Source organism: Pseudoalteromonas sp. TB64 (genome assembly GCF_000498095.1).
Classification (GTDB): domain Bacteria; phylum Pseudomonadota; class Gammaproteobacteria; order Enterobacterales; family Alteromonadaceae; genus Pseudoalteromonas.
Window position 1 is genome coordinate 1 of sequence record NZ_AUTQ01000243.1, and the last position, 14610, is coordinate 14610.

General features: G+C 38.7%; 14 protein-coding genes and 1 pseudogene. 12 read left to right on the top strand and 3 right to left on the bottom strand.

The window, feature by feature from the left end:
• The 6 genes from L647_RS0120170 to tcdA all read left to right on the top strand — a co-directional run.
• Window positions 1–966: ATP-binding cassette domain-containing protein (locus tag L647_RS0120170; RefSeq protein WP_024612624.1), on the top strand; the 966-nt coding region annotated here is incomplete at its 5' end.
• A complete protein-coding gene (lpxK, locus tag L647_RS0120175; RefSeq protein WP_024612625.1) occupies window positions 963–1943 on the top strand; it encodes a tetraacyldisaccharide 4'-kinase in 981 nt (326 codons plus the stop codon). The genes L647_RS0120170 and lpxK, both read left to right, overlap by 4 nt.
• Entirely contained in the window at window positions 1933–2130 is a 198-nt protein-coding gene (locus tag L647_RS0120180; RefSeq protein ID WP_024612626.1) for a Trm112 family protein, read from the top strand. The genes lpxK and L647_RS0120180 overlap by 11 nt, the downstream gene beginning before the upstream one ends.
• The gene (gene kdsB / locus L647_RS0120185; RefSeq protein WP_024612627.1) at window positions 2118–2879 is read left to right on the top strand and encodes a 3-deoxy-manno-octulosonate cytidylyltransferase; all 762 of its coding nucleotides are present in this window, start codon (window positions 2118–2120) and stop codon (window positions 2877–2879) included. Before L647_RS0120180 ends, kdsB begins: the two co-directional genes overlap by 13 nt.
• Window positions 2876–3556 (top strand): TIGR01621 family pseudouridine synthase, encoded by a 681-nt coding sequence (locus L647_RS0120190; RefSeq protein ID WP_024612628.1) that lies wholly within the window; start codon window positions 2876–2878, stop codon window positions 3554–3556. Before kdsB ends, L647_RS0120190 begins: the two co-directional genes overlap by 4 nt.
• The gene (gene tcdA / locus L647_RS0120195) at window positions 3557–4366 is read left to right on the top strand and encodes a tRNA cyclic N6-threonylcarbamoyladenosine(37) synthase TcdA (RefSeq protein ID WP_024612629.1); all 810 of its coding nucleotides are present in this window, start codon (window positions 3557–3559) and stop codon (window positions 4364–4366) included.
• Window positions 4367–4453: 87 nt separating this feature from the next.
• Here tcdA and L647_RS0120200 read toward each other — a convergent pair whose 3' ends face one another.
• The 3 genes from L647_RS0120200 to L647_RS0120210 all read right to left on the bottom strand — a co-directional run bounded on the left by L647_RS0120200 (window position 4454) and on the right by L647_RS0120210 (window position 7525).
• Window positions 4454–4870: a SufE family protein gene (locus L647_RS0120200; RefSeq protein WP_024612630.1), complete on the bottom strand. Its 417-nt coding sequence runs from the start codon at window positions 4868–4870 to the stop codon at window positions 4454–4456.
• 13 nt (window positions 4871–4883) lie between these two features.
• Entirely contained in the window at window positions 4884–6110 is a 1227-nt protein-coding gene (locus L647_RS0120205; RefSeq protein WP_024612631.1) for a SufS family cysteine desulfurase, read from the bottom strand.
• 128 nt (window positions 6111–6238) lie between these two features.
• Window positions 6239–7525, bottom strand: coding sequence for a citrate synthase (locus L647_RS0120210; RefSeq protein WP_024612632.1), 1287 nt, complete (start codon window positions 7523–7525; stop codon window positions 6239–6241).
• 419 nt (window positions 7526–7944) lie between these two features.
• Between L647_RS0120210 and sdhC the strand changes: the two genes are divergently transcribed.
• The 6 genes and pseudogenes from sdhC to L647_RS0120240 all read left to right on the top strand — a co-directional run.
• Window positions 7945–8322 carry a succinate dehydrogenase, cytochrome b556 subunit gene (gene sdhC / locus L647_RS0120215; RefSeq protein ID WP_076914908.1) on the top strand — a complete coding sequence of 126 codons (378 nt, stop codon included), beginning with the start codon at window positions 7945–7947 and terminating at the stop codon, window positions 8320–8322.
• On the top strand, window positions 8313–8660 hold the full coding sequence (sdhD, locus tag L647_RS0120220) for a succinate dehydrogenase, hydrophobic membrane anchor protein (RefSeq protein WP_024612633.1): 348 nt from the start codon (window positions 8313–8315) through the stop codon (window positions 8658–8660). Before sdhC ends, sdhD begins: the two co-directional genes overlap by 10 nt.
• Window positions 8661–10391 (top strand): annotated as a pseudogene (gene sdhA / locus L647_RS01000000124710) (succinate dehydrogenase flavoprotein subunit).
• Window positions 10392–10401: 10 nt separating this feature from the next.
• Window positions 10402–11118 (top strand): succinate dehydrogenase iron-sulfur subunit, encoded by a 717-nt coding sequence (locus tag L647_RS0120230; protein WP_024612634.1) that lies wholly within the window; start codon window positions 10402–10404, stop codon window positions 11116–11118.
• Between the two features lie 94 nt (window positions 11119–11212).
• A complete protein-coding gene (gene sucA / locus L647_RS0120235) occupies window positions 11213–14032 on the top strand; it encodes a 2-oxoglutarate dehydrogenase E1 component (protein ID WP_024612635.1) in 2820 nt (939 codons plus the stop codon).
• A 3-nt stretch (window positions 14033–14035) separates the two neighbouring features.
• A partial coding sequence (locus L647_RS0120240) for a biotin/lipoyl-containing protein (RefSeq protein WP_024612636.1) occupies window positions 14036–14610 on the top strand: 575 nt, incomplete at its 3' end.

The following is a 14610-nucleotide window of genomic DNA, read 5'->3' on the forward strand; positions in this document are numbered from 1 at the left end:
GTTATTTTATGGGTGGTATCAATGCCTTCCATGATTGATACGATAAGCTCTGGTGATTTTGTGGTTTTGATATCATCAATGATGATGTTGCTGCGTCCACTAAAACAACTTGCTAATGTTAATAGCGATATGCAACGTGGCATTTCTGCATCTCAAAGCATATTTTTAATACTGGATGAAAATGTTGAAAAAGATACCGGCACAGTCGCGGTTGATAAAGTTAAAGGTATTATTGAAATAAAAAATGTTACCTTTAAATATCCAACTAAAAACGAACCTGTATTAAATGATTTATCACTTTCGATAAAAGCAGGTGAAAGTATTGCATTAGTGGGTCGCTCTGGTTCTGGTAAGTCAACAATTTCTAATTTATTACCTCGTTACTATGACTTAGAGTTACCGAGTGAAATTTTACTTGATGGTATTGCTTTGCACGATTATAAATTAGCTGATTTACGCCGCCAGTTTGCATTAGTTTCTCAACAAGTTGTTTTATTTAACGATACTATTGCTAACAATATTTGTTACGGTATAAAAGGTGATGTAAGCCCTCAAAAGCTAGAACAAGTTGCTAAGCAAGCCCATGTTTGGGAGTTTGTTAAAGACCTTCCTGATAAATTAAATACCATGGTAGGCGAAAATGGGGTGATGCTTTCGGGTGGACAACGCCAGCGTATTGCTATTGCACGTGCAATACTCAAAGATGCACCCATTTTAATTTTAGATGAAGCAACATCAGCACTCGATACAGAATCTGAAAAGCTTATTCAGCAAGCACTTGAAACTTTAATGAAAAATAAAACGTCAATTGTTATAGCGCATCGTTTATCTACTATTGAAAACAGTGACCGAATTTATGTTATAGATAACGGGCGTGTTATAGAAAGTGGCGATCATAATGCTCTACTTGCAAAAGAAGGTACTTATTCTGCTTTATGTAAAATGCAATTTGGCGACCAGGCGTGAGTAGAATAGAGCAAAGTTGGTATAAGCCATTTAGTATTATTACTTTACTACTTTTGCCTTTATCAGCTTTATTTTGGCTTATATCTGTACTGCGTAAATATTTTTACGCCGTTGGAATACTAAAACAATTTATAAGTAAAACCCCCATTATAGTTGTTGGTAACATTAGTGTTGGTGGCAATGGGAAAACGCCATTTGTACTATGGCTTTATAAATATTTAACTCAGCAAGGCTTATCAGTCGGTATTATTAGTAGAGGTTATGGGGGGCGAGCTAACCATTACCCTTTATTAGTAACAGAGCAAGTTGATGCTATTGAAGCCGGAGATGAACCTGTTCTTTTATATCATCGTTTAAAATGCCCAATTGCTGTTGGTCCAAATAGACAACACAATATTGAATTGTTAGAGCGTGAATACAAACTAGACGTTATTATTTCAGACGATGGTATGCAGCATTATAAAATGGCACGTAGTATTGAGTGTTGTATTGTTGATAGTGAACGTCGATTTGGTAACGGGTTTTTAATGCCTGCAGGACCACTACGTGAGACTGCAAAGCGCTTAAAAAGTGTTGATTTAATTATTGAAAATGGTGGAAACAGCACTAGCCACTACACATTACAAGTAAGCCCATTAAAAGCCGTGAGTGATTCATTACCATTAGTAAATTCAATTACTAGGGCTCACTCTGTAAGTGCGATTGGTAATCCTAAGCGTTTTGAAAACTCATTAGAAGCACAAGGGATTACGCTATTATCGACTCATCATTTTAGAGATCATTATGCATATACAGCCGACGACTTTATTCAATTTGGTGATGATAATGTGCTAATGACTGAAAAAGATGCAGTAAAATGTAAAGGTTTCGCAAAATCTAATTGGTATTATTTACCTGTTGATGCTCAACCTACTGATGCTGTAATTAACAAATTAAATTCATTATTAAAAGAAAAAGGGATCCTAAATGGCCTTTGATACAAAGTTACTCGAAATAATAGCTTGCCCAGTAGGCAAGGGTAAATTACGTTTTGATAAAGAAAATAACGAGCTAATTAGCACTGCTGCTAAACTGGCCTACCCTGTACAAGATGATATTCCTGTATTACTTGAAAATGAAGCACGCGAGCTATCCTTAGAAGAGGTTGAAAAGTGGAATTCGTAGTTATAATTCCTGCACGTTTTGCATCAACTCGTTTGCCAGGTAAGCCACTTGCTGATATTTGTGGTAAACCGATGATTCAGCACGTTTATGAAAAAGCATGTTTATCAGGAGCCAGTAAAGTTGTTATTGCAACTGATCATCAAAATGTTTTTGATGCTGTGAGCTTATTTACGAATGATGTTTTAATGACACGTGATGATCATCAATCTGGTACTGAACGTTTGGCTGAAGTTGTTGACTTATTAAATCTTGATAGCAGTACAATTGTTGTTAATGTTCAGGGTGATGAGCCATTGCTTGCGCCAGAAAACGTATCGCAAGTTGCAAATCTTTTAAATGATTCAACAGCTCCAATGGCAACTTTAAGTGTTGCTATTGAAGAGCAAAATGAAGTCTTTAATCCAAACGCGGTTAAAGTTGTTAGTGATATAAATAAAAATGCACTTTACTTCTCACGCGCTAGTATTCCTTTCAATAGAAATGCAATGATGAATGAGAACAGTGAACTTGATTTAGCTTCATTTCAACGTCATGTAGGTATTTATGCATACAGGGCAGGCTTTATTAAACAGTATATTGAATTGAGTGTATCGCCACTTGAGTTACTTGAGTCATTAGAGCAACTACGGGTAATTTATCATGGTTATAGTATTAAAATAGAGCAAGCAAAAATAACTCCGCATGCTGGTGTAGATACACTTGAAGATTTAGCAAAGGTTATTGCGCATATTCAAAGTAAAAATAAGTGATTAATACACAAACCAAGCACTTAAAAATCGTTTATACGCATAATGATTTTTATATTTTAGAAAAGCCTGCAGGTCTTAATTTTCATTCTGAAGATGGTCCTGGTTTTGTTGTTTTAGCTGAGCAGCAATTATCACAAAAGCTTTATGCGGTTCATCGTTTAGATAAAGTAACATCTGGTCTTATTATCTTAGCCCGAAATAAAGTAGCAGCCGCTACTTTTACAACGCTTTTTACTGAGCATGCAATTAATAAATTTTATTTAGCGATTAGCGATGCAAAGCCGAAAAAAAAGCAAGGCTGGATAAAAGGCGATATGGCTAAATCTCGTCGCGGTTCATTTAAGTTACTAACAACTAAGCTTAACCCTGCAATTACTCGATTTTACTCTTTGAGCTATAAACCAGGATTTAGAGGTTATATTTTAAAACCTTACTCTGGTAAAACACATCAACTAAGAGTGGCATTAAAAAGTATTGGCTCAGCTATTTTAGGTGATGCAATGTATGCAGGTACGCCATCAAATCGTACCTATTTACATGCATATGCATTGCGCTTTTTATGGCAGGGTGAACAACTGCAATTTACTTTATTGCCCGATAGCGGCGATGAATATTTGGCATTAATTAAACATCAAGATTTTCAAGCATGGCTATCGCCATGGCAACTGGACTGGTAAATGAGCGAAAAAGTTACAGATATACGTTTTGGTGGTATTAAACGTTTATATGGTCATCAACAGTTTGAATGGCTTCAAAATGCACATTTTTGTGTTGTAGGTATTGGTGGTGTAGGAAGCTGGACTGCTGAGGCACTTGCCCGCACTGGTGTAGGTAAAATGACACTTATTGATTTGGATGATATTTGCGCCACTAACGTAAACAGGCAAATTCATGCGCTAACTGGCACTATTGGTCAAGCGAAAGTGGATGCAATGAAAGCGAGGTGTGAGCTTATAAATCCAGATTGCCAAATTAGTGTAATAGATGATTTTATTACACTTGAAAATATCCAAGAGCATATTCAAGGCTTTGATTATGTAATAGATTGTATTGATGCAGTTAAAGAAAAAGCAGCATTAATTGCTCACTGTAAACGTAACAAACTACCAATAATTACAACAGGTGGTGCTGGCGGACAAACAGATCCTAGCCAAATAACGTTTGGAGATGTAGCCAAAACCACTCAAGACCCGTTATTAGCTAAAGTACGTTATATTCTTCGTAAACAATATAATTTTAGCAGTAACCCAAAGCGTAAATTTAACATCGATTGCGTATACTCAACCGAGCAACTGGTTTACCCAGGAAGTGATGGCAGTGTGTGTCATGCCAAGCAAAGTGCAGACGGTACTATGAACATGGACTGTAATAATGGCTTTGGATCGGTAACAATGATCACTGGTAGCTTTGGTTTTTTTGTAGCGGCTAAAGCAGTGCGTAAATATTTAGATAAAAAACAACGTATAGCTTTAAATAACCAAGCTTAAATAATAATTATTTTTTAATTCACTATTTTTCTAGGGCTAGTGCTAAAAAATAGTGAATTGATGTGGATTTTTTATTAATTGATTATATTAAAGTGTTTTTTGTTGAGCCATGATTTTAATTTTTTCGACTATGGCTTTTACACCATTCCCTCTAGAAGGGCTTAGGTGGCTAATTAGCCCCAACTTTTCAAATTCTTCATAAGCGTCAACTTTTATTACTTGCTCAGGAGTTAAACCGTTATAAAGGGCTAATATTAACGCTAATAAACCTTTTACAATACGTGTATCTGAATCACCTATAACGACTAGCGCATTTTCAGTTAAGTCAAATTCCACAAACATCCACACTTTACTTTCACACCCAGGCACAAGAGCGTCATCTATTTTTAATTCATCAGGTAGTAAGGGTAACGTTTTACCTAATAGCATTATTTCACGATATTTTTGCTGCCATGTAGAAGCATTTTTTATTGAATCAGTTACCTGGTTAAACGTATTTGTCATTAGTTATCCAAATTTAGTCTAAAAGCGCGATACATTCACGCAATGCATTGATGAATTTATCGACATCATCACAATTATTATAGAATGCAAAGCTAGCCCTAAGGGTACCATTTAACCCTAAATGAGCCATTAAAGGCTGCGTACAATGATGACCAGCTCTTATTGCCACCCCGTAACCGTCAAGCAAAGTTGCCAAATCGTAGGGATGTTCATCTTTATAATTAAAACATAGGGTGCCGATGTTGTTATTTAAGTCACTATATACTGTTATTCCATCAATTTTTTTAAGTTTTTCAGCTGCATATTTAAATATATTTTGTTCATGCTTGATGATTTCATCGTAATTTAACTGTGTTAAATAATTAAGTGCAGCACCAAAGCCTAATACGCCGGCTATATTTGGAGTACCAGATTCGAATTTAGCTGGGGCATCACGATAAGTGCTGTGTGTCATTGTAACGGTTTGAATCATCTCTCCACCAGTCTGATAGGGAGTTAAGCTATTTAAAAGCTCATAACGACCATACAAGCCGCCTAATCCTGTTGGACCTAACATTTTGTGAGCAGAGAAAACATAAAAGTCACAATTAAGTGCTTTTAAATTTGGTCTTAAATGCATAGAACTTTGGGCTCCATCAATTAAAACCAATGACCCGGTTGCTTTGGCACATGTAATTAAAGGGCTTAAATCAGTAATATTCCCAAGTGCATTAGATGCATGAGTAATAGCGATTAGCTTAGGTTTATTTTTTTCAATAAACTCACAGCACCGAGTAATATTAAAAGTACCGTCCTCATTTAAAGGCATTATGGCGAGCTTAGCTCCAGCTTGTTGTGCCAATACTTGCCATGGAACAATGTTAGCGTGGTGCTCTACAGGCGTAATTATTATTGTATCGCCAGTTTTAATCTGATTTTTTATACCGTTAGCTATAAGGTTAATTGATTCTGTTGCGCCTTTTGTCCAAACAATTTCCTTACTTTGCACCCCAAAGTAGTCAGCTGTCTGGGTTCGAACGTCCTCATATAATAGGGTTGCATTTTCACTCAAGAAATGACGACCGCGATGTACATTTGCATTTTTAGTCGTGTAAAAATCAACGGTAGTATCGATAACGCATTGAGGTTTTTGCGTTGTAGCACCCGAATCTAAATAAACAAGTGGTTGATTGTTTACAGTTTGATTTAAGGTAGGGAAGTCACTTCGGATTTTATTTATATCAAACTCTAGAGCAGGCATTAGTTAATCAACGTTGTCATTTTAGGGGGAGAATTGTAGCCACTTTAAGATTATTCTCAAGTATCTAATAATAAAAAAGGCCGCAAATGCGACCTTTTAAAGTATTCAAATAATACTAAAGCGTATTATTAACGCTTATCAGTTGATACGTAGTCACGTGCAGTGTAACCAGTATAAAGCTGACGAGGGCGGCTGATCTTATGACCAGGTTGAGAAAGCATCTCATCCCAGTGAGTGATCCAACCAACAGTACGCGCCATTGCAAAAATTACAGTGAACATGCTAGTTGGAATACCAATCGCTTTTAAGATAATACCTGAGTAGAAATCTACGTTAGGGTAAAGTTTCTTCTCTACAAAGTATGGGTCTTCAAGTGCGATTTTTTCAAGTTTCATTGCAATATCAAGCAATGGATCTTGAATATTAAGTTCAGCAAGTACTTCGTGACACGTTTGACGCATTACTGTTGCACGAGGATCGAAGTTTTTGTAAACACGATGACCAAAGCCCATAAGACGGAAAGGGTCCGCTTTATCTTTTGCTTTTGCAACGTATTCATCAATGCGATCAACAGAACCAATTTCTTCTAACATGTTCAAACATGCTTCGTTAGCGCCGCCATGTGCCGGGCCCCAAAGAGATGCAATACCAGCCGCAATACATGCATAAGGATTAGCACCAGATGAACCAGCAAGACGTACTGTAGACGTAGATGCATTTTGTTCGTGATCAGCATGAAGCATGAATATTTTATCCATTGCTTTAGCTGTTACTGGATTAACTTTATATTCTTCAGCTGGTACAGAGAACATCATATGTAAGAAGTTTTCTGCATAACCTAAATCGTTACGTGGGTAAACAAATGGTTGACCAACGTTCGTTTTATACGCCATTGCTGCAATAGTAGGTAATTTAGCTACTAACTTAACTGCACTTGTTTTACGTTGATTTGCATCAGTAATATCAAGATCTTCATGATAAAAAGATGATAAAGCACCAACTACACCACATAGCATTGCCATTGGGTGAGCGTCAAAGCGGAAGCCTTGGAAAAAGTTTGCAATTTTCTCATCAAGCATTGTGCTATGAGTAATTTGTAATGAAAAATCAGTGTATTGCTCTTTAGTTGGTAACTCACCATTTAATAGTAAGTAACACAACTCAATGTAATCTGAGCCATCAGCTAATTGTTCAATTGGGTAACCACGGTGAAGTAGGATACCTTTACCACCATCAATGTAGGTGATTGCAGATTCACAAGAACCAGTCGACATGAAACCTGGGTCATAAGTAAAGTGACCATGTGAACCTAACGTACGTACGTCGATTACATCTTGGCCAGCTGTGCCTTGATAAATTGGAAGTTCGATTGGATCTAGTCCATCAATTTGGACTGTGGCTTTTTTATCTGCCATCGTTATGTATCTCCTATTAAGATATCTATTCTGATTTTTAGATTTTTAAAGTTCTGAAATCTGTTTTAAGCACATCTCCGCATTTTAACGTGAAAGAGGGGTGTAAAGTCAATTTTTATAAACATTATGCACATATGTATAATAAATATTCTGTGTGAATTAAATATTATACCATTGGCTAATTCGCAAACGTCTCTAAATAAACAAGAATTGTAAAAAGCCTTGTGGGTATATATACTAACGTTGGTTTTAAACCGTATTGTATTTGGGTAAACATAGTTTTACAGTTTAATTTTACATTTATTGTGAACTTTAACTGTTTCTATTCGTTTACTTTGATAGTTCCATCAGTAATATTTGGTGGGTTTTTAGAAAAGCAAGTAGATGAGCTCCACTGTGAGCAAGATGGGCAAGTAACTGTGAAAAAGCAAAGACCTGTAAATCTAGATCTAACAACTATATCTATGCCGGCAACGGCTAAAGCGTCAATATTTCACCGCGTCACCGGTGTTGCATTATTTTTTGCTTTAACGTTTGTCATTTGGGCTTGGTCTGAGTCTCTCTCTTCAGCTGAAAGTTTTGAATTCGTCAAGGGTCTGTTTAACGGATTCATTGCCAAATTTATAGCTTGGGGCACTGTTTCTGTATTAGGTTATCACCTTATTGGTGGCATCCGTCATATGATTATGGATATGGGACATTGGGAAGAACTTGAATCAGGTAACCTCAGCGCTAAAGTTTCAATGGCTCTTGGTGTTGTGTTTGCCGTATTGGCAGGGGTGTGGATATGGTTTTAAATCAAGCAACTCTTAAACGTGATGGTGTACAAGATTTCGTATCTTTACGTACCACGGCATTAATAATTAGCGCATATGCGATTTTTATTATCGGCTATTTTTTAGCGACGCCAGAAGTCACTTTCGAAGCCTGGACAGGCCTCTTCTCTAACCTAGCAATGAAAGGGTTTACATTAATTACCCTGGTTTGCATTATGGTTCATACCCGCATTGGCCTTTGGCAAGTTCTTACAGACTATGTTAAGTGTTCGAAGTTACGTGCCGTTTTAGGTTTTGTATTAAACCTAATGGCCGTTGCTTACGTAGCTATTGGTCTAATTGTATTATGGGGTGTTTAAGTGAAATATTCTGTTCGTGAATTTGACGCCGTAGTAATTGGCGCAGGTGGTGCTGGTATGCGCGCCGCTCTAGCAATTACTGAATCTGGCAAAACGTGTGCATTAATATCTAAAGTATTCCCAACACGCTCACACACTGTATCTGCACAGGGTGGTATTACAGTAGCGCTTGGTAATTCACACGAAGACAACTGGGAATGGCATATGTACGATACCGTTAAGGGCTCCGATTTTATCGGTGACCAAGACGCTATTGAATACATGTGTCAAACAGGCCCAGAAGCTATTACTGAATTAGAAAACATGGGTTTACCATTTTCTCGTTTTGAAAATGGTCGTGTTTACCAACGTCCTTTCGGTGGTCAATCGAAGAACTTTGGTGGTGAACANCAGCCGCAGCTGACCGTACTGGTCATGCGTTATTACACCTTCTTTATCAACAAAACGTAAAAAATAAAACAAATGTATTCTCTGAATGGTATGCACTTGATTTAGTTAAAAACGATAATGGTGATGTAGTAGGGTGTACTGCAATTGAGATTGAAACAGGTGAAATTACTTACTTCAAATCTAAAGCTGTAGTGCTTGCTACTGGTGGTGCTGGTCGTATATTTGCATCAACAACGAATGCTCACATTAATACTGGTGACGGTGTTGGTATGGCAACACGTGCTGGTATTTCTATGCAAGACATGGAAATGTGGCAGTTTCATCCTACGGGTATCGCAGGTGCTGGTACGCTAGTAACTGAAGGTTGTCGTGGTGAAGGCGGTTATCTTTTAAATAAAGATGGCGAGCGCTTCATGGAACGTTATGCTCCAAATGCAAAAGACTTAGCGTCTCGCGATGTTGTAGCACGTTCAATGATGACTGAAATCCGTGAAGGTCGTGGTTGTGATGGTCCTTGGGGTCCTCACCTTAAGCTGAAACTTGACCATTTAGGTGAAGAAACGCTTAACTTACGTCTTCCAGGTGTATGTGATCTAGCTAAAACGTTTGCTCACGTTGATCCTGCTAAAGAACCAATTCCAGTAATTCCAACTTGTCATTATATGATGGGTGGTGTTCCTACTAACGTAAATGGTCAAGCTCTACAAATCGATGCTCAAGGCAAAGAAACAGTAGTTCAAGGCTTATTTGCTGTAGGTGAGATTGCATGTGTATCAGTACATGGTGCAAACCGCTTAGGTGGTAACTCATTACTAGATTTAGTGGTATTTGGTCGTGCTGCTGGTAACTTCTTAGGTAAATACCTTAAAGATGTTGAAATATCTAAGGCTGCTTCAGAGTCAGACTTAGAAGCCTCTCNCGGCTGGCCAAGGTGAAGATCCAGTTCAAATCAAAAAAGACCTACAACAGTGTATGCAACTTAACTTCTCGGTATTCCGTGAAGGTGATTCAATGGCATCGGGTCTTCAAGAGCTTAAAGAAATTCGTGAACGTCTGCAGCATGCACGTCTTGATGATAAATCATCAGACTTTAATACGCAGCGAATCGAATGTCTTGAACTAGATAACTTAATGGAAACAGCTTACTCAACTGCAGTAGCTGCAAACTTCCGTACAGAAAGCCGTGGTGCACATTCTCGCTTTGATTACCCAGATCGTGATGACGAAAACTGGTTATGTCACTCAGTATTTAATCCTTTAACGGATGAAATGAGCAAGCGTGATGTAAACTATGCGCCTAAAACGCGTGAAGCTTTCCCACCTAAAGCACGTGTTTACTAGGAGATAGACGATGGCACAAGTACAATTTTCAGTTTATCGTTATAATCCAGATGTTGACAACGCACCTCGTATGCAAGAATACACCTTGCAAACAGAGGAAGGTCACGACATGATGGTATTGGATGCACTTATTCTTTTAAAAGAACAAGATCCAACATTATCTTTCCGTCGTTCATGCCGTGAAGGTGTGTGTGGATCTGATGGTGTTAACATGAATGGTAAAAATGGTCTTGCATGTATTACTCCTTTATCTACGCTACAAAAAAATGGCAAAGGTAAAATTGTAGTTCGTCCATTACCAGGCTTACCAGTGGTTCGTGACCTTGTTATAGACATGAGTCAGTTCTACACTCAGTACGAAAAAGTTAAACCTTATTTAATTAATGATCAGCCAGCAGCAGGCGAACGTCTTCAAACTATCGAAGAACGTAATAAATTAGATGGGTTATATGAGTGTATTTTGTGTGCATGTTGTTCAACATCGTGTCCTTCGTTCTGGTGGAATCCAGACAAGTTCATTGGTCCAGCAGGCCTTCTTCATGCTTACCGTTTCTTGGCTGATAGCCGAGATACAGCAACTGAAGAACGTTTAGCGGATTTAGACGATGCGTTCAGTGTGTTCCGTTGCCACAGTATAATGAACTGTGTTAGCGTTTGTCCTAAGGGTCTTAATCCGACCAAAGCAATTGGGCAAATCAAATCTATGTTATTAAACCGAGCTGTTTAATTACTTAGTAAACGTAAGATGGCTAATACTTATTATTTATTAGCCATCTTGTTATGATAACTATTAATTTCTGCGCTAAAAAAAGGGCTTATAAATGCACGAAGGTGTGATGAAGGCATGGCTAGAATCTTCACATTTAAACGGCGGCAACGTTGCTTATGTAGAAGAGCTTTATGAAGCGTATTTAGACGATGCGACTTCTGTGCCAGATGAATGGCGAGAAGTGTTCGAACAATTACCTAAAGTTGATGGTGTGGATGTTGAAGTAAAACATTCAGAAGTTCGAGCGCAGTTTGCACAGCTTGCTAAAAACAAGCATAGAGAAGTAGTGGTAGCAGAGGGTAGTGGCGGTGACCTTAAACAGGTTAAAGTACTACAACTTATTAATGCTTTCCGCTTTCGAGGACACCAAAATGCAAACCTAGATCCATTAGGTATTTGGCAACGAGAGCGTGTACGAGATTTAGAGCTAGAGTACCACGACTTATCAGCAAGTGATTTTGACCGCGAATTTAACGTAGGATCGTTTGCCGTAGGGCGCGATACTATGCCTTTAGGTGAATTATACCAAGCACTAAAAACTACATATTGTGGTTCTATTGGCGCTGAGTATATGCACATCACATCGACAGAAGAAAAGCGTTGGTTACAACAGCGTTTAGAATCTGTGCAGTCTAGGCCTAAATTCTCAAAAGATGAAAAGCTTCGTATCTTAAAAGGTCTTACTGCAGCGGATGGTCTAGAAAAATATTTAGGGTCTAAGTTCCCTGGTGCTAAGCGCTTTTCACTTGAAGGTGGCGATGCGTTAGTTCCTATGCTTAAAGAGCTTATTCACCGAGCAGGTGAAAGCGGCCAACAAGAAGCTGTTATTGGTATGGCTCACCGTGGTCGTCTAAACGTTCTTGTAAATGTACTTGGTAAAAACCCATCAGAGTTGTTTGATGAGTTTGCTGGTATACACAAAGAAACGCTAAGTTCTGGTGATGTTAAATATCACATGGGTTATTCGTCTGACTTTGCTACTAAAGGTGGCAATGTACATATGGCGCTTGCCTTTAACCCATCTCATCTAGAAATCGTAAACCCTGTTGTAATGGGGTCAGTGCGTGGTCGTCTCGACCGTTTAGGTGATAAATCAGGCATTAAAGCGCTACCTATCACCATTCATGGTGATTCTGCAATTGCTGGTCAAGGTGTTGTACAAGAAACGTTTAACATGTCACAAACTAACGCGTTTAGTTGTGGTGGTAGTATTCGTATTGTTGTCAATAACCAAGTAGGCTTTACAACCTCCAAGCAAGATGACGTTCGTTCAACGCCATATTGTACTGACATCGCAAAAATGGTTCAGGCCCCAATATTCCATGTTAATTCTGACGATCCTGAAGCAGTTGCATTTGTTACTCAACTTGCCCTTGATTTCAGAAACCAGTTTAAACGCGACGTAGTTATCGATTTAGTGTGTTACCGTCGCCATGGTCATAATGAAGCTGATGAGCCAAATGCAACACAGCCGATTATGTACCAAAAAATTAAAAAGCACCCAGTGCCGCGTTTAATTTATGCAGATCAACTTATTGCTGAAGGCTCTTTTTCTGAACAAGACGTTAAAGCGCTTGCTGATGAGTACCGTGATGCATTAGATGAAGGTAACTGTGTTGTTTCAGAAATACAGCCAGTAACTTCACATTCTTCTGAATGGGCCAAATATATTGGTCATGAATGGGATGTTGATTACGATGCTAGCGTATCTGTAGAGGAGCTTAAAGCCCTTGGCGAAAAAGTAGCTTCTTACCCAGAACAGCATAAAGCTCAATCTCGCGTTAAAAAGATTTATGACGATCGTAAGCTAATGGCTGCAGGTGAAAAACCACTTGATTGGGGTATGGCTGAAACTTTAGCCTATGCAACAATTGCGTCTGAAGGTACTGACATTCGTTTAACAGGACAAGACACAGGTCGAGGAACATTCTTTCATCGTCATGCTGTTGTCCATGGTCAATCAAATGGTACGACTTACACTCCTTTACAGCATTTAAGTGAAGATCAAGGCACATTTGAAGTCTTTGATTCTGTTCTATCAGAGGAAGCTGTAGTTGCGTTCGAATATGGTTATGCTACCGCTGAACCTAAGTCTCTCGTAATATGGGAAGCGCAATTTGGTGACTTCGCCAATGGTGCACAAGTTGTATTTGACCAATTCTTAAGCTCAGGTGAGCAAAAGTGGGGTCGTTTATGCGGTCTTACAATATTGCTACCACATGGCTATGAAGGTCAAGGTCCTGAACATAGTTCAGCTCGTTTAGAGCGTTTTTTACAACTATGTGCTGATCACAATATGCAAGTATGTGTACCTTCAACACCAGCTCAAGTATATGCAATGCTTCGTCGTCAATCAGTTAGACCGCTTCGTCGTCCACTGATTGTTATGACACCTAAGTCGTTACTTCGTCATCCGCTTGCAACTTCGTCACTTGAAGAACTTTCTGAAGGTGTTTTTCATAATATGATCGACGAAATCGATGATATTAACCCTGAAAAAGTAGAGCGCGTTGTATTTTGTAGCGGTAAAGTTTATTACGAACTACTACAAGAGCGTCGTAAACTTGAGCTAGATAATGTTGCGATTGTACGTGTAGAACAATTATATCCGTTCCCACACGATGAAATGCAAACGATTATGAAACAATATCAACACGTAACTGATTTTGTATGGTGTCAAGAAGAACCACAAAACCAAGGTGCATGGTACTGTTCACAACATCACTTTATTGATGCAATTCCACAAGGTGCTAAGTTAAAATATGCAGGTCGTAAAGCGTCTGCATCACCAGCGTGTGGTTACATGTCAGTACATACTAAAGAACAACAAGCGCTCGTTGCCGACGCGCTTACTATAGAAAATAAAGGATAAGCAATGAGCACAGAAATTAAAGTTCCTGTTCTTCCTGAGTCGGTTGCAGATGCTACCGTTGCTACATGGCATGTAAGTGTTGGCGACAAAGTAACTCGCGATCAAAACTTAGTAGACATTGAAACAGATAAAGTGGTTTTAGAAGTTGTTGCACAGCATGACGGTGTAATCACAGAAATATCACAAGAGGAGGGTGCAACCGTACTTGGCGATCAAGTTATGGGTTTACTTGGTGATGCTGATGCAGCGCCAGCAAGTGAAGGTTCATCTACAAAAGAATCAGCACCAGCTAAATCAGAAGACGCGCCAGCGGCGCCATCAGCACCAGCATCAGAAGGTAAAGAAGTGGATATTAAAGTACCTGTACTTCCAGAATCAGTTGCAGACGCAACAATTGCTACATGGCATGTACAACCAGGTGACGCGGTAACTCGTGACCAAAACTTGGTAGATATTGAAACAGATAAAGTTGTTCTTGAAGTAGTAGCTCAAGAAGACGGTATTATGGGTGATATCATTCATGGCGAAGGCGACACTGTATTAGGCGAACAAGTAATTGGTTCGGTTAAAGCAGGCGG